General features: G+C 74.9%; 16 protein-coding genes. 10 read left to right on the forward strand and 6 right to left on the reverse strand.

Annotated elements, in window-relative coordinates; all coding sequences use genetic code 11:
- Nucleotides 1-346: 346 nt before the first annotated feature.
- The 4 genes from ACWGB8_RS03935 to ACWGB8_RS03950 all read left to right on the forward strand — a co-directional run bounded on the left by ACWGB8_RS03935 (nt 347) and on the right by ACWGB8_RS03950 (nt 6,840).
- Nucleotides 347-1,210 carry a GyrI-like domain-containing protein gene (locus ACWGB8_RS03935; protein WP_452209977.1) on the forward strand — a complete coding sequence of 288 codons (864 nt, stop codon included), beginning with the start codon at nt 347-349 and terminating at the stop codon, nt 1,208-1,210.
- A 466-nt stretch (nt 1,211-1,676) separates the two neighbouring features.
- Entirely contained in the window at nt 1,677-2,546 is an 870-nt protein-coding gene (locus ACWGB8_RS03940; RefSeq protein ID WP_452209979.1) for an AraC family transcriptional regulator, read from the forward strand.
- Nucleotides 2,547-2,878: 332 nt separating this feature from the next.
- Complete coding sequence (locus ACWGB8_RS03945; protein WP_452209980.1) at nt 2,879-4,285, forward strand: amidase; 1,407 nt, start codon at nt 2,879-2,881, stop codon at nt 4,283-4,285.
- 158 nt (nt 4,286-4,443) lie between these two features.
- On the forward strand, nt 4,444-6,840 hold the full coding sequence (locus tag ACWGB8_RS03950) for a penicillin acylase family protein (protein ID WP_452209982.1): 2,397 nt from the start codon (nt 4,444-4,446) through the stop codon (nt 6,838-6,840).
- A gap of 92 nt (nt 6,841-6,932) precedes the next feature.
- Here the strand turns inward: ACWGB8_RS03950 and ACWGB8_RS03955 are convergent, their stop codons facing one another.
- Entirely contained in the window at nt 6,933-7,307 is a 375-nt protein-coding gene (locus ACWGB8_RS03955; RefSeq protein WP_452209984.1) for a cupin domain-containing protein, read from the reverse strand.
- Between the two features lie 216 nt (nt 7,308-7,523).
- Here ACWGB8_RS03955 and ACWGB8_RS03960 point away from each other — a divergent pair, with 216 nt between their 5' ends.
- A complete protein-coding gene (locus tag ACWGB8_RS03960; protein WP_452209987.1) occupies nt 7,524-8,141 on the forward strand; it encodes a flavodoxin family protein in 618 nt (205 codons plus the stop codon).
- A gap of 157 nt (nt 8,142-8,298) precedes the next feature.
- Here the strand turns inward: ACWGB8_RS03960 and ACWGB8_RS03965 are convergent, their stop codons facing one another.
- On the reverse strand, nt 8,299-8,880 hold the full coding sequence (locus ACWGB8_RS03965; RefSeq protein WP_452209989.1) for a hypothetical protein: 582 nt from the start codon (nt 8,878-8,880) through the stop codon (nt 8,299-8,301).
- A 480-nt stretch (nt 8,881-9,360) separates the two neighbouring features.
- On the opposite strand from ACWGB8_RS03965, the gene ACWGB8_RS03970 reads away from it, so the two are divergent.
- Nucleotides 9,361-10,020, forward strand: a complete 660-nt coding sequence (locus ACWGB8_RS03970) for a DUF4360 domain-containing protein (protein WP_452210044.1) — start codon at nt 9,361-9,363, stop codon at nt 10,018-10,020.
- A gap of 255 nt (nt 10,021-10,275) precedes the next feature.
- Here the strand turns inward: ACWGB8_RS03970 and ACWGB8_RS03975 are convergent, their stop codons facing one another.
- Nucleotides 10,276-11,214 (reverse strand): zinc-binding dehydrogenase, encoded by a 939-nt coding sequence (locus tag ACWGB8_RS03975; RefSeq protein WP_452209991.1) that lies wholly within the window; start codon nt 11,212-11,214, stop codon nt 10,276-10,278.
- Nucleotides 11,215-11,413: 199 nt separating this feature from the next.
- Entirely contained in the window at nt 11,414-12,796 is a 1,383-nt protein-coding gene (locus ACWGB8_RS03980) for a M64 family metallopeptidase (protein ID WP_452209993.1), read from the reverse strand.
- Nucleotides 12,797-12,932: 136 nt separating this feature from the next.
- Here ACWGB8_RS03980 and ACWGB8_RS03985 point away from each other — a divergent pair, with 136 nt between their 5' ends.
- Nucleotides 12,933-14,375, forward strand: coding sequence for a helix-turn-helix domain-containing protein (locus ACWGB8_RS03985; RefSeq protein WP_452209994.1), 1,443 nt, complete (start codon nt 12,933-12,935; stop codon nt 14,373-14,375).
- 109 nt (nt 14,376-14,484) lie between these two features.
- On the opposite strand, the gene ACWGB8_RS03990 is transcribed toward ACWGB8_RS03985, so the two are convergent.
- Entirely contained in the window at nt 14,485-16,575 is a 2,091-nt protein-coding gene (locus tag ACWGB8_RS03990) for an alpha-galactosidase (RefSeq protein WP_452209996.1), read from the reverse strand.
- Between the two features lie 391 nt (nt 16,576-16,966).
- On the opposite strand from ACWGB8_RS03990, the gene ACWGB8_RS03995 reads away from it, so the two are divergent.
- Complete coding sequence (locus tag ACWGB8_RS03995; RefSeq protein ID WP_452209998.1) at nt 16,967-18,001, forward strand: substrate-binding domain-containing protein; 1,035 nt, start codon at nt 16,967-16,969, stop codon at nt 17,999-18,001.
- 59 nt (nt 18,002-18,060) lie between these two features.
- Here ACWGB8_RS03995 and ACWGB8_RS04000 read toward each other — a convergent pair whose 3' ends face one another.
- A complete protein-coding gene (locus ACWGB8_RS04000; protein ID WP_452210000.1) occupies nt 18,061-18,924 on the reverse strand; it encodes a LysR family transcriptional regulator in 864 nt (287 codons plus the stop codon).
- 69 nt (nt 18,925-18,993) lie between these two features.
- On the opposite strand from ACWGB8_RS04000, the gene ACWGB8_RS04005 reads away from it, so the two are divergent.
- Nucleotides 18,994-19,992, forward strand: coding sequence for an EamA family transporter (locus ACWGB8_RS04005; protein WP_452210002.1), 999 nt, complete (start codon nt 18,994-18,996; stop codon nt 19,990-19,992).
- Between the two features lie 219 nt (nt 19,993-20,211).
- Entirely contained in the window at nt 20,212-21,507 is a 1,296-nt protein-coding gene (locus ACWGB8_RS04010; RefSeq protein ID WP_452210004.1) for a YhgE/Pip domain-containing protein, read from the forward strand.
- The last annotated feature ends 277 nt before the right edge of the window (nt 21,508-21,784 follow it).

Genomic DNA, 21,784 nt, shown 5'->3' on the forward strand with positions numbered 1-21,784 from the left:
GGAACGGGGTTCCACGGAGCGGCTGGGGTCGGGGCGGCAGGGGTCACGATGCATCCCTCTCGTCATCCGGATGGGGGAACCGTGCAGAGACAGTCTTCGCAGCCGTCCGACCGGGTGAGAAGCGGTTCGAGCGTTGTTGACCGGACCGGTCAAGTCTTCGATCGGTTGCCCCCCGCAGGCTTGACCGGAACGGTGGGAAGAACGGCCCGCGGCACGGGTCGGGCACCGTCCGGCCCGTCCGGCCGCCCGCGCGCGGGCACGGTGACCGCCGCCGCGCCGCCTCGTTCGCCAGGGCGGGGCACCGGGCCGGCGTCCCAGATCCGCAGCAGCACGGGAGTACCGAACGATGAGCACCACCGGCAGGACCGCGAAGGCCGACACGACGGAGAAGGGCGGGGCGAGCGCGACGAGCGGGACCACCGCGAAGGGCGGCACCACCGCGAAGGGCGGGACCACCGCGAAGGCGGCGAAGTCCGCGACGACCGCGAAGTCCGGGAGGCCCGCCGGGGCCGCGGGCACCGGGCAGGGGGGGCGGAAGACCGCGCCGGCCGGGAAGACCGCGCCGGCGGGGAAGATCGGGCAGGGCGAGAAGACCGACCACCGCAAGCTCGGCGGGGCGCTCTACAGCGCCAAGGCCGTCCCGCAGCCCGTGGAGGTCCCCGAGTTCGCCTTCCTCGCCGTCGACGGCACCGGCGACCCCCAGCAGAGCCCCGAGTTCCAGCCCGCCGTCGCCGCGCTCTACGCCGTCTCCTACGCCCTCAAGTTCGCCGTCCGCGCGGACACCGGGCTCGACTACGCGGTGATGCCGCTCGAAGGGCTCTGGCACAGCACCGACCCCGGCTTCGACCCCGTCGGAGTCGACACCTACGGACCCGGCGACCGCGCCGACTGGGCCTGGACCCTGATGATCCGCCAGCCCGTCCCGTACACCGCCGCCCAGCTCGACGCCGCGCTCGCCAAGGCGGCGGCCAAGGCCGGCGCGGAGGCCGCCGGACGGCTGCGCCGCGAGACCCTCGCCGAGGGCCGGTGCGTCCAGGTCCTGCACAAGGGCCCGTACGAGACCGAGCCGCGCACCGTGAAGCTGCTCCACGACTACCTGCACACCGAGGGCCTGCGCGAGGCCGGACGGCACCACGAGATCTACCTGTCCGACCCCACCAGGACCGTCCCCGAGAAGCGCCGCACGATCCTGCGCCAGCCGGTCGCCTGAGCCGTCGTCCGTCCCGCCCCGGCCGGTCGGTGCGCCCAGGGTCCGCCGGAACGGCCGGGCGGGCACCCCCGCGTGCCCGAACTTCGTACGCCACCTTTCACGCCGGTGCCGCGCCGGTCTCCTGCCGTGGCCGCCCCGGTGCACTCCAGCACACCCGCCCCGGCCCGCTGGACAGCCCCCGGTGCCCCCCATAGCATCGGGGATTCCTGTTCAGGGCGGAGCCGGGTCGCGGCCCGTCCTCGACCGCTCCCGGGGAGGGCCCCGGAGCGATGCCCATCGACCGCGTCCTGGGGGAACGGGGACCGGGACGTCCGACCCTGGTGCGCACGGGGGGTGACCGCGCAGGTTTGGATTGACGTGCCATCGATCGGTCCGTCGTCAGGTGTCGGTCGCCCACAGAGCCGGGCAGGGCCCCGGCAAGCCGGCACGTCGACGGGCCCGGGAAGCGGAGGGACCTCAGCCCGCCATGAAGATCGACACGCTCAGCAGCCACGACGAACGCCTGCGCCGGGCCATCCCGCGCATCGTCGCCCAGGTGAGGGACGGGGAGGCCGCCGTCTCCCTGGAGGAGCTCGCCGAGGCCACCAACACCTCGCCCGACTACCTGCGCCGGGTCTTCCGGCACCAGGTCGGCGAACCCATCCACCGCTACGTCCGCAGACTCCGGCTGTCGCTGGCGGCCTACCGGCTGGTCTACGGCGACCGCACCATCATCGACATCGCGGTCAGCGCGGGCTACAACTCGCACGCCGCGTTCACCCGGGCCTTCCGGTCCGCGTACGGCATCTGCCCCACCGACCTGCGCACCAACCCGCAGAGCACCGCGTGGCCCACCGCCGGGGCCGCCGGCACCGACGTCCGCCCCGCCGCGATCCCGCAGCGCCGGGTCGCCTTCTACTCGCACCTCGGCCCCATCGACAGCGCCGACACCGCCTGGGAGCGGCTGCGCGGCTGGCTCACCACCCACGGCCACTGTCCGGCCCGCTCCAAGGCGCTCGGGGTCTCCTACGACGACCCGGACTTCTTCATCGGCGCCCGCACCCGGCACGACATCTGCGTGCCGGTGCCGGACCGCTTCGACCCGCAGACCCGCGACGGCATGGGCGTCCAGGTGGTGCCCGCCTCCACCGGGCTGGTGATGCGCCACGTCGGGCCGCCCGAACTCATCCCGTTCACCTACATGCACCTGGCCGTCAGCGCGGCGACCAAGGGCATGCAGCGCACCGAGCGGCCCCCGTTGCCGTACTACCTGGAGTTCTCCTCCTTCCCGTCCGTCCACCCCGAACGGCAGGTTGCGGTGGACGTCTACCTGATGCCGCACACCCGCAGGGGCTGACCGCCCCGGCGGACGCCGACCGTCGGCAGCACACCGGCGCCGTGGACCCACCGGGCAGCGGCTTCACGGCGCCCCCCGACCGTCCCGTCCCCTCCCCGCACTTTCCCCGTCCCCTCCCCGCACCTCCCCCGTTCCCCCGTGCCGTCCGCGTTCCCCGGGGCCCCTTCCCGCCCCGCTCCGGGCATCCCGTTCCTCCCCGTCCCGTTCCCGGGCGCGCCTCCCCGTGCCGCCGCACTCCTCCCACCCGACTGCGGGCTGTTGTCGGGGTCCGCTCATGCCTACACTGCTGATCTCGCACGGTATTACCGGTCGGTAGGAATCGGGGAGTTCGGATGGCGGACGAGCGGGTCCACGCGTTCTGCGACGACGCGCTGGGCGAGCGCGATGCGGTGGCGCTGGCTGCGGCGGTACGGGCGGGCGAGGTGAGCCCCGGTGAACTCGCCGCGGCCGCCGCCGAACGGGCCCGGCGGGTCGATGCGGACCTCGCGCCCGTGGCGTTCGCGGCCTACGGCTCGCCGCGCACCGGCCGGGTCGGCCCGGACGCCCCGCTCGCCGGCGTCCCGACCTTCCTGAAGGACAACGTCGACCTCCGGGGCATGCCCACCAACCACGGCACCGCCGCCTTCCGGGCCCGCCCCGCGCGCCGCAGCGCGGGCTTCGCCGAGCAGCTCCTCGGGACGGGCCTGACCGTGCTCGGCAAGACGCGGCTGCCCGAGTTCGGCCTGAACGCCTCGACCGAGTTCGCCGCCGCACCGCCGGTGCGCAACCCCTGGCTGCCCTCGCACTCGCCGGGCGCCTCCTCCGGCGGTGCCGCGGCGCTGGTGGCCTCCGGCGCGGTGCCGATCGCGCACGCCAACGACGGCGGCGGGTCGATCCGGATCCCGGCGGCCTGCTGCGGCCTGGTCGGGCTGAAGCCCACCCGCGGCCGGCTGGTGCCCAACGAGCAGGGCCGCAGGCTGCCGATCGACCTGGTGACGGACGGGGTGCTGACCCGTTCGGTCCGGGACACCGCCGCCTTCTTCGCCGCCGCCGAGCGCCGGCACCGCAACCTGGCGCTGCCGCCGCTGGGCCTGGTGGAGGGCCCCGGGAAGCGCCCGCTGCGGGTCGGACTGGTGCTGGACTCGCCGCTCGCGCCCACCGATGCGCCGACCCGGCAGGAGGCCGAGCGCACGGCGGCCCGGCTGGCGGCGATGGGCCACCGGGTGGAGGAGGTGGAACTGCCGTTCGGCGACGAGTTCTCCCGGGACTTCGTCCTGTACTGGGGCTACATCGCGTTCCTGATCGCCGTGAGCGGCCGGCTGCTGCTGGACCGCGGCTTCCGCGCCGACCGGCTGGACGGGCTCACCAAGGGCCTGCGGGGCGGCTTCCGGCGGGAGTTCCTGCGCACGCCGGGGGTGCTGCGGCGGCTGCGGCAGGCCGAGCGCACCTACGCGGAGCTGTTCCACCGGTACGACGCGGTGCTCTCCCCGGTACTGGCCCACGTGGCCCCGCCGATCGGCCACTTGAGCCCGAACGTGCCGTTCGAGGAGCTGATCGAGCGGTTGCGCCGGTACGTGGCGTTCACCCCGGTGAACAACGTGACGGGCGGTCCGGGCATCGCGCTGCCCACGGGTGCGGCGCCGAACGGCCTGCCGATCGGGGTGCACCTGTCGGCCGGGCACGGGCAGGAACGGCTGCTGCTGGAGCTGGCGTTCGCCCTGGAGGCCGAGGAGCCCTGGCGGCGCATCCAGGACAGCTGACCGGTCCGCCGGGTCAACCGGAAGTCGTACCGGCGTACGACGGGGGTTGCACGCAGGGTTCGTCCGCTCGATCGATGTTTTCCGCTCCGGGCCCGGAGCAGTCTGTGCGTATGAAGAATTCTTCGACGAAGCGTCATGTCGCGCGGCGGGCGCGGAGGTTGGCGTCGGCAGCGGCGGCGCTCTGCCTGGCCGCCGGCACGGCCGCGCTGCTCCCGGCCGGCGCCGCGTCCGCCGCCCCCGACGAGGGCGCCGAGCGCGGCGGGTACACCGCGAAGATCCGCCGGACGGAGGCCGGCGTGCCGCACGTCCAGGCGCGGGACTTCGGCGGCCTCGGGTACGGGTACGGGTACGCCTTCGCGCAGGACAACCTGTGCCAACTGGCCGACCAGGTGGTGACGCTGCGCGGCGAGCGCTCCCGCTGGTTCGGCCCGACCGCCTCGGCCACCGACACCCCCGGCATCCCCAACCTGGCGAGCGACACCTACCACCAGGGGCTGCGCCGGGCCGGCACCGTCCAGCGGCTGCTGGACCGCCCGGCGCCGCTCGGACCGACCGACGACCTGCGCCGACTGGTCGAGGGCTACGCGGCCGGCTACAACCGCTACCTGGCCGACACCGGCGCCGCCCGGCTGCCGGACCCGACCTGCCGGGGCCGGGAGTGGGTGGGGCCGATCACCGCCCAGGACATCTGGAGCCTCGTCCTGGAGACCAACACGGCGGCGGGCGCGGCGGCCTTCAAGGGCGAGATCGGCGCCGCCGCCCCGCCGGCCCCGGGCGCCCCCGCCCCGGCGGCCGTCCCGGTGCCCGCGGTCCCGGTGCCGGCGACCGGCTCCGGAGCCGCTGCCGCCGAACCCGAGCAGCCGCTCGACCTGGGCAGCAACGGCTGGGCGCTCGGCCGCGACGCCACCCGCAACGGGACGGGCATGCTGCTGGCCAACCCCCATCTGCGCTGGCTCGGCAGCGAGCGCTTCTACCAGGTCCACCTGACCATCCCCGGGGTGCTGGACGTCGCCGGGGCCGGACTCTACGGCACCCCACTGGTCGAGATCGGCCACAACCGCGGCCTCGCCTGGACGCACACCACCAGCTACGCCGACCACGCCTCGCTCTACCGGCTCCGACTCGTCCCCGGCGACCCGCTCGCCTACCTGGTCGACGGCAGGGCCGAGCGGATGACCTCGCAGACCGTACCGGTCACCGTCCGCGCGGCGGACGGCACGCTCTCCACGGTTGAGCGCACCCTCCACACCACCCGCTACGGCCCGGTGCTGGCGGGCGGCTGGACGGCCGGCCAGGCGTACGCGCTGCGCGACGCCAACGCCGACAACCTGCGCTCGATGAACGAATGGCTGGCCATCGGCCGCGCCCGGAACCTCGACCAGCTGCGCGAGGCCCAGCGCACCTACCAGGGCAACCCCTGGACGTACACCATGGCCACCGACACCAGCGGCACGGTGTACTTCGCCGACACCTCCGCCGTCCCGCGCCTCACCGACGAGCAGCTCCGGCGCTGCACCCTGCCGGAACCCCTCGGCCCGAACCGCGTCCTGGACGGCTCGACCACCGCCTGCGACTGGGGCACCGACCCGGACGCGCTGCTCCCCGGTCTGCACGGCCCCGCCGCGCAGCCGCGGCTGACCCGCACCGACTACGTGGCCAACTCCAACAACGGCCCGTACCTCACCAACGCGGACGCCCCGATCGCCGGACTGCCCGCGATCTACGACGACGACACCCGGCTGGGCCCGCGGGCGCAGCTCGGCCTGCGGATGGTCGCCGAACGGCGGGCCGGCACCGACGGCCTGGGCGCCCCCGGCTTCACCCTGCCGACCCTCCAGGCCGCGATGCTGGGGGACCGCGTGCAGACCGCCGAGCTGAGCCGGGACGACGCGCTCGCCATGTGCCGCGCCCACCCGGAGCCCACCGCCACCGACGGCACCCGGATCGACGTCCGCGCCGCTTGCGAGGTGCTCGCCCGCTGGGACACCCGGGCCGACGCCGACAGCCGCGGCACGGTGCTGTGGCAGGCCTTCTACCTGGCCCTGGCCCGCAGCGGCCCGCCCACCTGGGCCAGGGTCCCGTACGACCCGGCGGCGCCGCTCACCACCCCGCGCGGCATCGACGGCGGGAACGCGACCGCCCAGCGGGCCCTGGCGGACGCCGTGCAGCGGCTGACCGCGCAGGGCACCCGGCTGGACGCCCCGATCGGCGAGGTCCAGCGCTGGGCCGGCATCCCGCTGAACGGCTGCTCCGGCACGCTGGGCTGCTTCAACGTCCTCACCGCCTCGCCGAACTCGGGCAGCGGCGGGGCGACCCACCCGACCGATCCCACCGACCGGATCCACGGGACGAGCTTCCTGATGGCCACCGAGCTCACCCCGTCCGGTCCGCGCACGCGCACCCTGCTCACCTACGGGCAGTCCGCCAACCCGCTCTCCCCGCACTACACCGACCAGACCGCCCGCTACCAGCGCAAGCAGTGGGTCGCGGAGCGGTTCACCGAGGCCGAGATCGCGGCCGATCCGCAGCTGAGGACGACCGTGCTGTTCCGCTGACCGGGTGACCGCACCGGGCGGGCGGCCCCGGGGCCCCCCGCCCGGACCGCGCACGTCCTGCGCGGGGCGCGCATCCAATGCGGGCGCGCGTCCTACGCGGAAGCGTGCTCCTCCGCGGGGAGCGTGATCATGAAGGCCTTGCGCAGGGTCTCGTGCACCGTCCAGGTGGTGCGGTCTCCGCGGCGCAGCACGGCCAGGTCGCCGGGGCCCACCTCGAAGGTGTCGCCGCCCTCGACGGCGACGGTCGCCCGCCCGCTGATCACCACGAACATCTCGTCGGCCTCGGTGTCGGTCACGGTGCCGGGCGTGATCTGCCAGATTCCCCGGAGCTGCCGCCCGTCGGGGGACTCCCACACCACCGTGCTGGACACCTCGGGGCGGCCGGCCAGGACCTGGGCCGGGTCGAGCGGCTCGGGTTCGAGCACGGCGTCGGGGATGTGCAGGGCGAAGCTTCCGAGGGCGGTCATGGTGTGGTCTCACTTCTCGCGGTGGGGCCGCCGGGGCCGAGGGTTCCAGAGAGGCTACGGGGCCCGTCCGCGGCCGCGGCACGGGGGGTCGCGCAGCCGCGGAATGCCCGACCGGCCGCCCGCGGTTGGCAAGGGAAGAAGCCACCGCCCCCGCGGTGCGGCGACAGGGCGGTGACACCCCGTCGGCACCGCCCGCGGGCCGAGACCGGAGTACCCATGACCACCGACGCGCCCCGGGCCACCGACCGCTCCTTCCTCTTCGTCCTGAGCAGTTCCCGCTCCGACGGCAACACCGAACTGCTCGCCCGGACCGCCGCCGAACAGCTGCCGCCCGGCGTCCCGCAGCGCTGGATCGACCTCACCGAGCTGTTGCTCCCCGACTTCCAGGACGGCCGCCACGAGGACGCGGACAGCGTCGCGGGCGAGGCGGAGGAGATCCTGCGGCAGGCCACGCTGGAGGCCACCGACATCGTCATAGCCTCGCCGCTCTACTGGTACAGCCTGTCCGGCCACGCCAAGCGCTACCTCGACTACTGGTCCGGATGGCTGGCCGTGCCCGGTCTGGACTTCAAGCAGCGGATGGCGGGCCGGACGCTGTGGGGCGTGACGGCGATGGCCGACCGCGACGAGGTCCGCGCCGACGGCCTGGTGACCGGCCTCAACCACACCGCGGCCTACCTGCGGATGCACTTCGGCGGGGTGCTTCTCGGCAACGGCTCCCGCCCCGGCCAGGTCGTGGACGACGAGCGCGCCATGCTCCGGGCCAAGACCTTCTTCCGGGGCGAGACCCCGCTCGCCGCGTTCCCCGCCGTGGCGCCGCCCGTCGGCGACTGACCGGCCGCGGGGGGCGGCTCCGGCAGTCCCGCCGCCGGGCCGCCGGCCCCCGCCCACCTGCGTGCCGGCCTGCCCGTTCACCCACCTGACTGCCCACCCACCTGCCCGTTCACCCATCTGACTGCCCACCCGCAGACTCGCCAACCTGCCTGCCCGCTCAGCGCCGCAGGCGGAAGCCGCCCTCGACCAGGTGGAGGTCGGCCGCGGTCGGCTCCGGCGCCTCGCACCTGCGGGCGGTCGACGGCGCCGTCGGGTCCTGGTAATCGGGCAGTAGGGGCCAGCCGACGCGGCGCTGCCCGCTGTCGTCGGTGTACAGGCTGAAGACGGTTTCGGGACGCCATCCGGCCGCCGGCCCGGGCGGCTGCTCGTGGCCGGGTGGCACGGTGAAGCGCAGCGATTCGACCCGTCCGGTGACGGCGGTCGTGGCGCCCGTGGTCACCAGGCAGTCGACGGCGACCTCGATCCGGACGGTGCTGGTGGTGCCGTCCGGGTTGGGGAACTCGTGCTCGATGGCGGCGTGGCCCCGGGCGGCTGCCGGACGGCCGGGCGCGGGACGGTGCCGGGTCCGGGCGTCGATGGTGAGGGTGAGCCGGTCGGCGCCGGGGGTGCTGCTGTACGGGTCGAGCCGCGCCCACCCGTGCAGTCCGCCGGTCGGACGGCTCGCCGCCTCGGCGGCGGGTGCGACGAGCAGCGGGGCCGCCAGGACGGCGACCGCGCAGCCGAGAACTGCCTTGCGCATGAGGGGACTCCTTCGGACGGGGCGGGCCTCGTCGGCCCTCGTTCGGGTCTCGTTCCGGCCGGAGTCGGCCGTGCTTCGACGATCGCAGCCGCGACCCGGCCGGGCGTCCGCCCTGGGAAGGGACCCGCTCACCCCTGCGGGGGAGTTCCGCCGCGCCCCCTCCTCCGACCCCTCTGCTCCGCCCCCTGCGGGGGAGTTCCGCCGCGCCCCCTCCTCCGACCCCTCTGCTCCGCCCCCTGCTTGGGCTCCGCCGACGGCCCCCGCCTGCCCCCCGCCCGCCCCTGCCGAACAGTCCCTGCGCCGTCGGGCGCCGGTGCGCCCGCCCCCGGTGCCCCGGGAAGCGCCCCGCTGCGCCCCTGTACGGGACCGGTCGGGCGTGGTGGCATGTACGCGACAACCTGCCGGGCGGTCCGCACGTGGGGGTGCGCGACCGGGAGCCCGGCGGGTCTACGGAAGGAAACGCCCGTGTCCGTCCGCACCATGGCCGTCGGCGGCGCCGCCGCGGTCCTGCTCGTGACCTCACTGACCGGCACCGCGTCCGGCACCGCGTTCGGCACCGCCCCCGGGACCGGCTGGACCACCCCTCCGCCGGACAAGATCGTCATCGACGTCGCCACCGTCAACGGCTCCGGCTGTCCGGCCGGGACGGCGGCGGTCGCCATCTCCCCGGACAACACCGCCTTCACCGTGACGTACAGCGAGTACGTCGCGCAGGTCGGCCGCGGCTCCAAGCCCACCGACGCCCGCAAGAACTGCCAGCTCAACCTGAACGTCCACGTCCCGCAGGGCTTCACCTACGCCATCGCCTCCGCCGACTACCGCGGCTTCGCCCACCTGGAGAAGGGCGCCACGGCCGTCCAGCGCGCCAACTACTACTTCCAGGGCTCGCCCCAGACCGCCGCCTACAACCACCGCTTCACCGGTCCGATCGACGACAGCTGGCAGGCGACCGACACGGTGGCCGTCACCGCCCTGGTGTGGGCGCCCTGCGGCGAGATCCGCAACTTCAACATCAACACCGAGATCCGGGTCAACGCCGGCACCTCCGACCCGGCCACCACGACCAGCTTCATGACGATGGACTCGACGGACGGCAGCGTCAACACCGTCTACCACCTCGCCTGGAAGCACTGCCCCTGATCCGTCGCCCGCGCGCCCCCGACGCCCCACTCCCGACCCCGGGTCCTCCGCGTCCGCCGGGCGCTCCGCATCCCCCTGACTCCTGGCATCTCCCCGACCCACGCAGCTTCCCGACCCACCGCATCCTCCGCCTCACCCCGCGCCCCGGCCTGCACCCCGCCCGTACGGGCGCCGCAGGCCGGGGCGCCCCGTGTACCCGGGTTCCCGGCACCACGGGCGGCGGGCGGCGGGGGACCGGCGCGAGCCGATCGGGCGTCACCGGTTCCGGTGCGCGTCGACGGGGGTGATGTCGAGGACGGCCTTGCCGGCGACGCGGCGGGACACCAGGGCGTCGGCGGCCTCGTGGGCGCGGGTCCAGGGGCCGCGCCAGCCGATCTGGGGGTCGAGGCGGCCCGTCCCGACCAGGTGGAGCAGGAAGTCGAGGTCCTCACCGAAGGGCGTGCTGACGTTGAAGTTCTCCAGCCGGCCGCGGACGCTGTCGACGCGGGCCTGTTCGAAGTCGATGAGGGTGGGCTCGCCGGAGGCCTTGCCGATGGCCAGGGCGATGCCGTCGGGGGCCAGGCGGTGGAAGGCCGCGGCGAGTTGGCTGCCGCCGACGTTGTCGAGCACGCCGTGGACGGGGGCGGTCAGCCCGGTCGGGCCGTGGACGATCTCGGCGGCGCCCAGGTCGCGCAGGCCGCGGGCGCGTTCCGGGTCCCCGACCGAGGCGATCACGTAGGCGCCTGAGAGCGCGGCGAGCTGGACGGCGAAGCGCCCGACACCGCCGGACGCCCCGGTGACCAGCACCCGGCGGCCGAGGACCGAGCCCAGCCGCCGGAGCGCCTGCAGGGCGGTGACGCCGGCCACGGGCAGTGCGCTCGCGGTGCCGAGGTCGACGGTGTCGGGCACCACGGCGAGTTCCGCGGTGTCGACCGCGCGCAGTTCGGCCCAGGCACCGCCCCAGCCGAAGCCGACCACCCGCTCTCCCGCCTGCGGGCCCGAGCCGTCGGCGGCGGGCTGCACGACCACGCCGGCGGCGTCCCATCCGGGGACGTACCCGGGCCGGGTGGCGGGGGAGCGGTAGACGATCTCGCCGAAGTTGAGGGAGATCGCGGCGACCTCGACTAGCGCCTGGTCGGGTCGCGGCCGGGGGTCCGGCGCCTCGCCGAGGCGCAGGTGCTGCGGGGCGTGCGGGTCGTGGACGAGTGCGTGCACGGCGGTGGCCTTTCCGGGCGGGCGCCTCGGCGGAGTGCGTCGGCGGTGCGGAGTGCGTCGGTGCGGACGACTCTGCCGGGGCCCGCGCACGATCCGCTGACGGTCCGCGCACGGGCCCCGGCCCGCGGCTGCGGGGCGTGCCCGCCTGGCCCGTCGCGGCTCCCTCACCACGTCACCCGCCACCGCCGTCGCGGCTCCGTCAGCGCGTCACCCGCCACGTGAGGGCGTCCGTCAGGCCGGCCCGGAGTCCGGGGTCGACGACGGCCGGGGTCGGGTCGGTGGCCACGGCGGTGAGCCGGTGCCGCAGGCCCTTGGGGCCCGGGAGGTGCAGGTCGGCGACGGTGACGGTGGTGCGGTCGCGCAGGCCGTCCAGCTCCCGGCCGTCCAGGTACCAGCGCAGGCGCGTGCCGGGGGCGGGCAGGTCGACGTGCAGCCGGTCGCCCCGGGTGAGGACGGTGTCGGCCGGGGTGGGGCTGGTGAGCGTGCTGGCGTAGCGGTAGAAGCCGGTGATCATGGCCTCGCGTCCGGGCAGGTTGAACTCGCGGCCGAGCGAGCGCATGATCGAGTTCTCGGTCGGCCGGTACAGCCCGGCCGGGTGGTAGCCGCCGCCCTCGTACGCGCCGACGGTGCCGCCGTCGGGGGAGGTCCGGCCGAGCCAGCGGTACCACTTGGTGCGGCTGCGGCGCAGCTGGTCGGCGGTCAGTTCGGTGATGTTGGCCTCGGTGGGCTCGTCGCCCTCGTAGCGGCCCTGGCCCTCGTAGAAGTACTCGTCGGCGAGCAGGCCCAGCGAGTGGCCGGTCTCGTGCACGGCGACCTGGCCGGAGCGCTCGTTGCCGCCGGAGACGGTGGCGATCCCGGAGTAGCCGAGCGAGGAGACGACGTCGTTGTAGCCGGCGCCGCCGTACTTGGCGCTGTTGGCGACCACCACCACGAGGTCGGCCTGCGGGGCCCGGGCGGCGTAGCGTTCCACGGCGTCGGTGTCGACGCACAGCAGCCGCTCGATGTCCTCGCACCAGAAGTGGGAGCCGAGCGCGGTCTCCCGGACGGTGGTGCGGTCGGGGTCGCCGGAGACGCCGGACTCGGCGGAGACGGCCTGCACGGCCCAGACGTTGAAGAGCGAGCGGTAGGTGGTGTACGGCTCGACGGCGGTGATCTCCTGCCACTTGGTGCCGGCGTCGGCGAGGAACTTCTCCTGTTCGGCGGCGGTGTAGCCGTCGCCGATGACCACCACGTCGAGCTTGCTCGCGGTGCTGCCGTTTCGGAGGAGGGGGCTGACGGTGCCGTCGCCGGCGAGGGCGCCGATCGACCGGCGGGCGGTGAACGGGGAGCCGGCGGGCACCACGGCGCGGGAGATGCTGCCGTCCTCGGCGAACACCTCGACCCGGTGTCCGGCGCCCCCGGTTTCGGCGCGTGCGGTCTCGGCGCCCGCGGGTCCGCCGCCTGTGGTCTCAGCGCCCGACGCTGCGGTCCGCGCGGGCGAGGCGGGTCCGCCGGCCGCCGAGGCGGGGGCGGCGCAGAAGCAGAGCGCGGCCAGCGAGGTGACGCCGGCCAGGACGGTGGTGGTGAAGCTGCCGTGGCGCACAGGTGCCTCCAGAAGGGCTTCCACTGATGTAAATTGATGCTCAATCAGAGTTGATTCGGCGAGTTAATCTAGGACACCGCCGCGTCCACGACAATGGGTCGGACGGGACCGGCGGGCAGGACGGGGAGGAGCGGCCGTGGACGGGCGGAGCGAACCGGAGGGCCTCGGCCGACGGATCCAACGGCTGCGGCGAGAGCGGGGGTTGACGCAGCGCGCGCTTGCCGAGCCGGCCTACACCGCCGCCTACGTCTCCACCGTGGAGGCCGGCCGGGTGCACCCCTCCGACACCGCGCTGCGCCACCTCGCCGACCGCCTCGGCACCACCTTCGACGAGCTCGCCACCGGCCGACCGCCCCATCTGGAGGCCGAGTTGAAGCTCGCCCTCGCCGAGGCGCAGGGCGTGCTCGCGGAGGGCGACACCGCCGGGGCGGCCGGGCGCTTCGCCGCCGTGCTCGACCGCGCCGCACAGTACGACCTGGCGAGCGTCCGGCCCGCCGCCGTCCAGGGCCTCGGCGAATGCGCCCTGGAGGCCGGCCGGCTCGACGAGGCCCGCGAGCGCTTCGAGGAGGCGGAGCAGTTGCTCGCCGGCGAACCGCTGCCCCGCCGGGCCGCCGCCGTCCGCGGCCGGGCCGTCGCCCACCTCCTGGCCGGCGAACTCCGCTACGCCTGCTACCTGCTGGAGTCGGCCATCGACCAGCTCAACCGGAGCGGCCTGCACGACCCCGACGCGCTGCTCCTGCTGTACTCGGCGGCCATCGGGCCGTACATGGACATGGGCGCACACGTCCGGGCCGCCCAGGCCGCCGAACTGGCCCTCGCCCTCGCCCCGAGCGCCACCGACCCCGTGCTGGTCGCCGGGCTGCACCGCAGCGTCGCCCGCACCCTGATCGCCGACGGTCGCGCCGCCGAGGCCGATGCCTCGCTGGCCCGCGCGCAGGAGCTCTACCAGCGGCTGCGCCTGGACTCCGACCTCGCCAAGTGCCACTGGATGCGCGGCTACGTGCACGCCCAGGCCGGCGACCTGGCGGCGGCCGAACACGAACTGCGCACCGCCCGCGCCATGCTGGCCTCCCGGCATGCGGAGCTGTTCACCGCCCAGGTCGACGTCGAACTCGCCGACGTGCTGCGCCGGCGCGGCCGGACCGGGCAGGCGGGCGACCTGCTGCGCAGCCTGCTGGACCGGCTGGGCCCCGAGCGCGGCGCCGTCCACGCGGGCGGGGCGCACCGGCTGCTCGGGCTCATCGCCGAGGAGCACGGCGCGAACGAGGCCGCCGAGGAGCACTACGTCACCGCCCTCGCCCTGCTCGAACGGGCGGGCGCCACCGGCGACCTGGCCGACCTGTGCCGACTGCTCGGCGACCTGCTGCGCCGTACCGGGCGGGTCGAACTCGCGCTGGACGTCTACCGGTCGGGGCTCGGCCACCGCGCGGCGCCGGGCACCACGACGCTGGGACCCGCCCCGGCCGGCCCGCCCGTTCCCCCCGCGTACGCGACGCCGCCGGCATCGGACCTGCCCCTGCCTCCGTCCGGACCGGCCCTGCCGCCGCACCTCCCCGGCCCTGCCCTGCCCGCGCCGTGAAGCGCGCGGCGCCCCGCCGTCCCGGACACACGTCCGGGACAACGGGGCACCACCGGGCGGCCCGACGGCCTACCGGCCCACCGGTCGACCGGCGAACCGGCGCAGGCCGTCAGGACAGCAGGGTCCAGGACTGCCCGGGCGCGGCCGGGTTCGCCGTGCTGAGCGCGACCGGCGAGGTCGGCGCGGACTGCGGGGCGTCGAGCACCAGGCCGGTGGCGACGTTGGTGATGCTCAGCGCGCCGGTCGCGGTGTCCTGCACCACGCGCCACTTCTGGTACGGGTTGTTCGGGTCGTGGCTGTTGAGGACCCAGGCGGGGCCGCCGGGTGCGGCCGGTCCGGTCAGGGTGCCGTGGACCTGGGTCGGGGTGGAGCAGTTGTCGGTGATGCGCACGGTGCCGTCGGGGTTGGCGGCGAAGTTCCACTGCTCCGAGGTGTGCCAGCTCCACCAGGTGTTGATGCCGGTGGGGGAGCCGTCGGGGGCGCTGCAGGTGCCCCGGACCTCCAGGGCCTGGCCGTTGGTGCCGCCGGCACTGATCCCGTGGTACCGGCCGTCGCCGATCACGGCGGCGGGGACGGTGGCCGGCAGCGGCTTGAGCCGGTACATGGCGACGCCGTGCGGGGCGACCGAGGCGCTGATCGTGCCGTTGGTGGTGCCGGTGGCGCCGGTCCACAGCTCCTTGAACGAGTAGCCGGATCCCGGGAGTTCGAGCGCGGCGAGGCTGGTGGAGAGGGTCCGGGCGGCGTTCGGGTCCTGGTTCACCAGCAGGACGGCCGTGTCGCCGTTCGCCAGCCGGCGCTTGAGGACGAGGGGTGCGGTGCCATTGGCCGGCGGTCCGCCGACCAGCGTGGCGGGCTTGGCCAGGCTGTCCTGGTTGACGGCGATGACGTCGGCGTTCTTCAGGATCGCCAGCGCCGAGTCGGTGATCCCGGTGGACCAGGTGTACCCCTGGTGGGTCCGCTGCGCCTGGGCGGTGGTGCGCAGGTCGGCGCCGGCGATCAGCGGCGAGGCCATCATCGCCAGGATCGACATCTCGCTGCGCGACTGGTCGTCGCTCATCGGCTTGTGGCAGAGGCAGGTGTCGGTGACGCCCCAGAGGCCGTACGGGTTCTGCCAGCCCGCGAACATCATGTCCATGTCGTTCCAGCTGCCCGGGCGGACGTTGCCGGGGTACCGCAGTGCGGTCTGCAACTGGCCGTTGTGGAGCACGCCCTCCAGGTCGGTACCGCGGTCGCCGCCGATCCGGCACAGATTGGCGACCTGCCCGCACCACACCCCGGTCGGGGCGTAGCCGGGTGCCTGCCGGGCCGGGGTACCGGCGGCGACCACCACCGGGTCGGTCCGGGCCGGGTCGTCGGCGGCCAGCAGGTGCGGGACCCCGGTGTGCACGGGCTGCGCGGAGAGGCTGAGCGTCACCCGGGGGCGGCCCTGGGCGGCGGAGGCGGCGTCCAGGGCGAGGCGGAAGTCGCGGGTCCGGGCGTAGATCGAGCGGGTCAGCTCCCTGCCCTGCCCCTGGGTGCCGTAGTTGTGGCCGTCGGGGCCGGTGATCGGCGGGCCGTACGGGCAGTCGTCGTACTTGACGTAGTCCACGCCCCAGGCGACGAAGTCGGCGGCGTCGGTGGCCTCGTGGCCCAGGCTGCCGGGGCGGCCCTGGCAGGTGGTGTACGTGGTGGTGGCGTAGAGCCCGAACTTCATGCCCTTGGTGTGGGCGTACCGGGCCAGGTACTCGATGCCGTTGACGGTCCGTCCGTCGATCGTGCGGGTCGGGAACCGGGTGGGGTCGGGCACCAGGTGGCCGGTGGTGACGTCGAGTCCGCCGCCGTCGGTGCCGCTGACCGGGTTGCCCCGGGCGTCGTAGAGCTGCATCGCGCCGTGGGTGTTCTTGACCAGGTCGGTGGTCTGGCCGTCGCGGTGGCCGAGCGACCAGCCGTCGTCGACGGTGACGGTGGTGTAGCCGGCCGCCACCAGACCCTTGGAGGACATGAAGTCGATGGTCTGGACGACCTGTTCCTGGGTGACCCCGGTGCCCAGGGTGTTCCAGGAGTTCCAGCCCATCGGCGGGGTGAGGGCGAGTCCGTTGTCCAGGGCCGCGGCCGGCGCGGCGGCCGGTCCGAGGGCGACGGCGGTGAGGCCGGACGCCGCGAGCGACAGCGCGAGCAGGGCGCGGGGCAGCAGGCGGGGCACGGGGATGCGTAGGCGCATGGGCGCTCCAGGGGGCGCGAGGGGTGGGGGGAGATTCGGCAGGATCTGCCGTGCCGTTCTGTTGGAATCGAGCCGATGCGCACGTTCAAACAGAAAGCGACGCGCAGCATAGGCACAGTCGGGGGCCGCGCTCAAGCGGCCCGTCGCGAACCGCTGTTGACGGTCAGTCCGTTGTGGGAACGGGTGAGTGGCTGTTGCGTCACGAGTTGATCTCGATGGGTACCGGGCGCTTGACGTTCACTCGCAAAGCTATGTGATATTTCACATCACGTTTGAACGAGTTGATTTCTGACTGATTCCCCCGCCGGGTTCGAACCGCCCCCGCCCAGCCGCGAAACCCCGAACCGCGCGTCTCCGGCCTCCGCCGGTCGGCGCGAAGGAGCATCCCCGCATGACCCGAAGCACCAGCACCCGCGCCGCCGCAGCCCTCCTGCTCGCCCTCGCCCTCACCGCCACCGCCTGCTCCGACGGCCGGGGGGCGGGCTCCGGCGACATCGCCACGGTGGAGGGCCGGATCTCGATCACCTACCTGCAGAAGCAGGGCGACCAGGAGTACTTCGTCGGGGAGGCCGCCGGGGCGCGGGCCAAGGCGCAGGAGCTGGGCGTCGACCTCCGGGTGGTCAACCTCGGCAGCGACGCCGACAAGGCCGTCGGCGAGGTGCAGGCGGCCATCGCACAGAAGACCAACGGCATCATCGTGGTCGTCCCCGACCCGGCGGTGGGGCCGCAGATCGTGCAGGCCGCCAAGGCCGCCAAGGTCGCCCTGCTGACCTCGGACGACCAGATCTGCGCCACCGGTCCCGACCCGGTGGTCTGCGCCCGGGCCAACCTGGTGCCGCGGATCGGCTTCAGCGGCAGCGACATGGGTGCCGAGGTCGGCCGGCGCGCCGCCGAGGAGTTCCGGAAGGCCGGCTGGAGTCCGGCCGACACCCGGGTGGTCTCCGCCTGGAAGCAGGACGTCACGGTCTGCGGCGACCGGGTCAAGGCGGCCCGCGAGGCGTTCGGCGTCGCTGTCCCGGGCGTGCGCAGCCTCGAGGTCGCCACCGACAACACCCCCGCCGGCGCGCAGGACCGGGTCGCCGCGACCGTCACCGCGCACCCCAACGTCCGCACCTGGGTGGTCTGGGGCTGCAACGACGAGAACGTGCACGGCGGGGTGGCCGCGCTGCAGAACGCGGGCATCGGCGCCGACCGCATCATCGGCGTCGGCATCGGCGCCTACCTGGCCTGCAAGGACTGGAGCGGCGGCCGGCCCACCGGCATGAAGGCCGCGCTGTTCCTCAACGGCCGGGACGTCGGCGCGCTCGCCGTCCAGACGATGTACGAGCGGCTCAGGAACGGCCGCGACTTCCCCGCCGAGGCGTTCGCCCGCAGCACCATGGTCGACGCCGGCACCTGGAGGAGCGCCGGCGTCACCTGCGCCTGATGCCAGGGCGCCCCACTGAACTGACGGAGCGCCAATTCGCGGGCCCGGTAGATCGGTCCTCAGGTCGTGTCGTCGGCGAGGACCCGGCGGGCCAGGGCCAGCAGGTCGGCGAGGGCCGGGTGGCCGAGGCCCTCGCGCCAGGCCAGGACGACGGGGACGGCCGGTGCGTCCGCGAGCGGGCGGTACACCAGCGAGGGGTGGGTGTGGTTGCTCGGGGTCGCCGAGGTGGAGACCCCGACGGCGCGGCCGGCGGCCACGGCGAGCAGCCACTCGTCGGTGTTGGTCACCTCCAGCGTCACCGCCGGGCGGGCACCCGCCGGCCACAGGTCGACCGTCGTGGTGCCGGACACGGTGTTGAGCGCGATGGGGTGGGCGGCGAGCTCCGCCAGGGTGATCCGGGGGAGGGCGGCCAGCGGGCTGTCCGCCGCCATCACCACCACCCGCGCCTCCCGGCGCAGCAGTTCGGTGCGCAGCCCGTCCGCTGGGACCTCGCCGCGCAGCAGGGCCGCGTCGACGGTGCCCCGGGTGAGGCCGGCCGTGCGGTCGTCGATCCGGAGCAGTTCCAGTGGGACGTTCGGGTGCTCCTCGTCCCAGCGGCGCAGCAGCGGGACGGTCCGATCGCCGAGCGCGGCCCAGGTGTGGCCCAGACGCAGTGGTCGGCCGCCGAGCCCGGCGGGGTCGAGGGCGGCGTCGACCGCGGCCACGGCGGCGACCGCCCGCTCGCGGAACGTCCGCCCCTCGGCGGTGAGTTCGAGGTGGTGCGTGGAGCGGTCGGCCAGCCGGGCGCCGAGGTGCTCCTCCAACTGGCGCAGGGTCCGGGAGAGCGCCGGCTGGCTGAGGTGGAGGCGGGCGGCGGCGCGGGTGACGTTGCCCTCCTCGGCGATGGCCAGGAAGGCGCGCAGGTGTCGCAGCTCGACGGTCATGCTTCGGGAGCATAACCGCGCCGGATTCGGCATTTCACGCGAAGCCGCCGGATTCCTAGCGTGGACGGCATGACCTCGACCGCCCCCGGCGCCACCGCGTCCCCCGCCGCCGCCCACCCCGTGCGCAACCCCGCCCCGGCGGCCCCGGTGACCCCCGCGACCACAGCGACCACGGCGACCACCGCCCCCGCGCACCCCGGTGCGCCCGCCGTCCTCCGCCACGCCGCAGGCCGCGGCACCCTCACCGGCGTCGCCCTGGTGCTCGCCGGGGCGGTGTCCGGACAGTTCGGCTCCGCCTTCGCCGCCCTGCTGTTCCCCCGCGCCGGGGCGCTCGGCGCGGTCGCCCTGCGGGTGGGCTTCGCGGCCCTGCTGCTGCTCGCCGTCACCCGGCCCCGGCTGCGCGGGTACCGCCGCGCCGACTGGGCGGTGGTCGTCGGCTTCGGACTCGCCCTCGGCGGCATGAACATCCTCTTCTACCAGGCGATCGACCGGATCCCGCTCGGTGCGGCGGTCACCCTGGAGGTGCTCGGCCCGCTGCTGCTGTCGGTGGCCGTCGCCCGCCGGGCCGCCGGAATGCTCTGGGCCGGTCTGGCGCTCGGCGGGGTCTGCCTGCTGGGCGGCGGCCTCGACCGGCTCGACCCGGTCGGCGCGGCCTTCGCCCTGGGGGCCGGGGCGATGTGGGCGGCCTACATCCTCCTCAACGCCCGCGCCGGTGCCCGCTTCCCGCGCCTGGACGGGCTGGCCATCGCGATGACCGTCGCCGCCCTCGCCGCCCTCCCGCTCGGCATCGCCTCGGCGGGCGGGGCGCTGCTGTCCCCCGCCGTCCTCGCCCCCGGGCTGGCGGTCGCGGTGCTCAGCTCCGGCGTGCCGTACACCCTGGAACTGCTCGCCCTGCGCCGGCTGCCCGCCGCGACCTTCGCCGTCCTGACCAGCCTGGCCCCGGCGCTCGGTGCCACGGCGGGCTACCTGGTGCTCGGTCAGGCGCTGTCGCTGCCGCAGTGCGCGGCGATCGCCCTGGTCGTCGCGGCGAGCGCGGGCGCCGTCCGCAGCGGTGCCCGCGGCCGCTGACCGGACGGAACAGGATCGGGCGGAGCAGGATCACCCGGGCCGGAGCCGCTGCACGGGCCCGGGCGGGCGGGTCCGTGGAGGCGTGGCGGTCGGCCCGGGCGGGTGGGGCCGGACGTGTCCGGCGTACGGGTTGCGGGCCCCGCGAGGCGCCACGGCGGGCCCCCGCCGGGCGGATACCTTCGGGCGGGGGCCGACCGATCCACGTCCACGGGAGAACCATTGACTTCGAACCGGCCCGGCGGCGTCCGCGCCCGGCAGGTGCTGCGCAACCCCAAGGTCTGGATCCTGCCGACGGTGATCGTCGGGCTCGTGGGGTTCCTGCTGTCGCTGCTCTACATGGGCGGCATCATCAACCCCCGGGCCGACCTCCACCGGTTGCCGATCGGACTGATCAACTCCGACCAGGGCGCGGTGGTCGACGGACAGCAGCAGAACCTCGGTGCGCAGATCACCGCCGGCGTGCTCGCCGCACCCGACCCCGACGAGAAGGTCTCCTGGCGGGTGCTCGACCGGGCCGCCGCCGACGAGCAGCTCGGCCGCGGCGCCCTCACCGGGGCCCTGGAGGTCCCGGCGGGCTTCACCGCCGCCGTGGCGGCGCTCGGCGACCCGGCCCAGCAGGCACCCGAGCGGCCGACCATGATCGTCCTGACCAACCCCGGGGTGGGCAGCCTGGCCTCCTCGCTGGCCTCCTCGATCTCCCAGGACACCGCCGAGCGGGCCTCGGCGGAACTCGGCCGCACCCTCACCGCCCAGGCCGCGGCGCGGGTCGCCCCCGGAGGGCAGGAGACCAACGCGGCGGCGCTCCAGCTGGCCGACCCGATCGCGGTCGTCGTCCAGGTCGGCCACCCGATCGGCCAGAACAGCGGGCTCGGCCTCACCGCCTTCTACTACACGCTGCTCCTCGTGCTCTGCGGCTTCCTCGGCGCCAACGTGATCAGCAACGGCGTCGACGTCGCCCTCGGCTACGCGGCCAGCGAACTGGGCCCGCTGCGCACCCAGCGCCCGCTGGTCCGGATCAGCCGGACCGCCACCCTCACCGTCACCTCCGTGATGTCGGTGGCGATCGCCGTGCTGACGTCGTCCCTGGTGATGCTGGCGACCGTGGTGGTGCTGGACATGGACGCCTCGCACCTGCCCATGCTCTGGATCTTCTCGGTCTGCGCCACGGCGGCGGTGGGGCTCGGCATGCAGGCGCTGCTCGCGGCGTTCGGCGGGATCGGCCAGCTGATCGGCATGTTCGTGTTCATCGCGCTGTCCCTGCCGTCCTCCGGGGCGACGGTGCCGCTGGAGGCGCTGCCGGAGTTCTACCAGCGGCTCGCGGTGTTCGAACCGATGCGTCAGCTCACCGACGGCGTCCGGGCGATCCTCTACTTCGACGCCCAGGCCGACGCCGGGCTGGCCCGCGGCTGGATCATGATCGCGATCGGGACGGTGGCCGCGCTGGTCTTCGGCTACGCGATGACGATCTACTACGACCGCAAGGGCCTCCACCGGGTCCACCCCGAGAGCGACTGAGGACGGCCCGCCCTCCCGCCGTCGAACCAGGGGCCGGCCACTGCGGTCGTGCCCTGCGACCGGGCCCGGCGGGCGTTCTGAACAGGCGTGATGACCTGGTAGTGTTCTTCCCGTCGAGAGGGAACAACCTCTCGGGCAGGCGTCGGTGGTGCTACCGGAGCACGTCCTACTTTCAGTAGGGAGAGTCCGTTCAACCCGGGCCCGGCGCTCGATCGGAGGGCGGCCACCCCCACAACCGGGGGGGCCCCCACCCCGGTGGCGTGGATGGACGGGGGGC

Source organism: Kitasatospora sp. NPDC054939 (genome assembly GCF_053610105.1).

Bases quoted from the DNA above. Each gene is read 5' to 3' on its own strand.
- ACWGB8_RS03935 (WP_452209977.1), top strand. From the start codon at position 347: ATGAGCACCACCGGCAGGACCGCGAAGGCCGACACGACGGAGAAGGGC.
- ACWGB8_RS03940 (WP_452209979.1), top strand. From the start codon at position 1,677: ATGAAGATCGACACGCTCAGCAGCCACGACGAACGCCTGCGCCGGGCC.
- ACWGB8_RS03945 (WP_452209980.1), top strand. From the start codon at position 2,879: ATGGCGGACGAGCGGGTCCACGCGTTCTGCGACGACGCGCTGGGCGAG.
- ACWGB8_RS03955 (WP_452209984.1), bottom strand. From the start codon at position 7,307: ATGACCGCCCTCGGAAGCTTCGCCCTGCACATCCCCGACGCCGTGCTC.
- ACWGB8_RS03960 (WP_452209987.1), top strand. From the start codon at position 7,524: ATGACCACCGACGCGCCCCGGGCCACCGACCGCTCCTTCCTCTTCGTC.
- ACWGB8_RS03965 (WP_452209989.1), bottom strand. From the start codon at position 8,880: ATGCGCAAGGCAGTTCTCGGCTGCGCGGTCGCCGTCCTGGCGGCCCCG.
- ACWGB8_RS03970 (WP_452210044.1), top strand. From the start codon at position 9,361: ATGGCCGTCGGCGGCGCCGCCGCGGTCCTGCTCGTGACCTCACTGACC.
- ACWGB8_RS03990 (WP_452209996.1), bottom strand. From the start codon at position 16,575: ATGCGCCTACGCATCCCCGTGCCCCGCCTGCTGCCCCGCGCCCTGCTC.
- ACWGB8_RS03995 (WP_452209998.1), top strand. From the start codon at position 16,967: ATGACCCGAAGCACCAGCACCCGCGCCGCCGCAGCCCTCCTGCTCGCC.
- ACWGB8_RS04000 (WP_452210000.1), bottom strand. From the start codon at position 18,924: ATGACCGTCGAGCTGCGACACCTGCGCGCCTTCCTGGCCATCGCCGAG.
- ACWGB8_RS04005 (WP_452210002.1), top strand. From the start codon at position 18,994: ATGACCTCGACCGCCCCCGGCGCCACCGCGTCCCCCGCCGCCGCCCAC.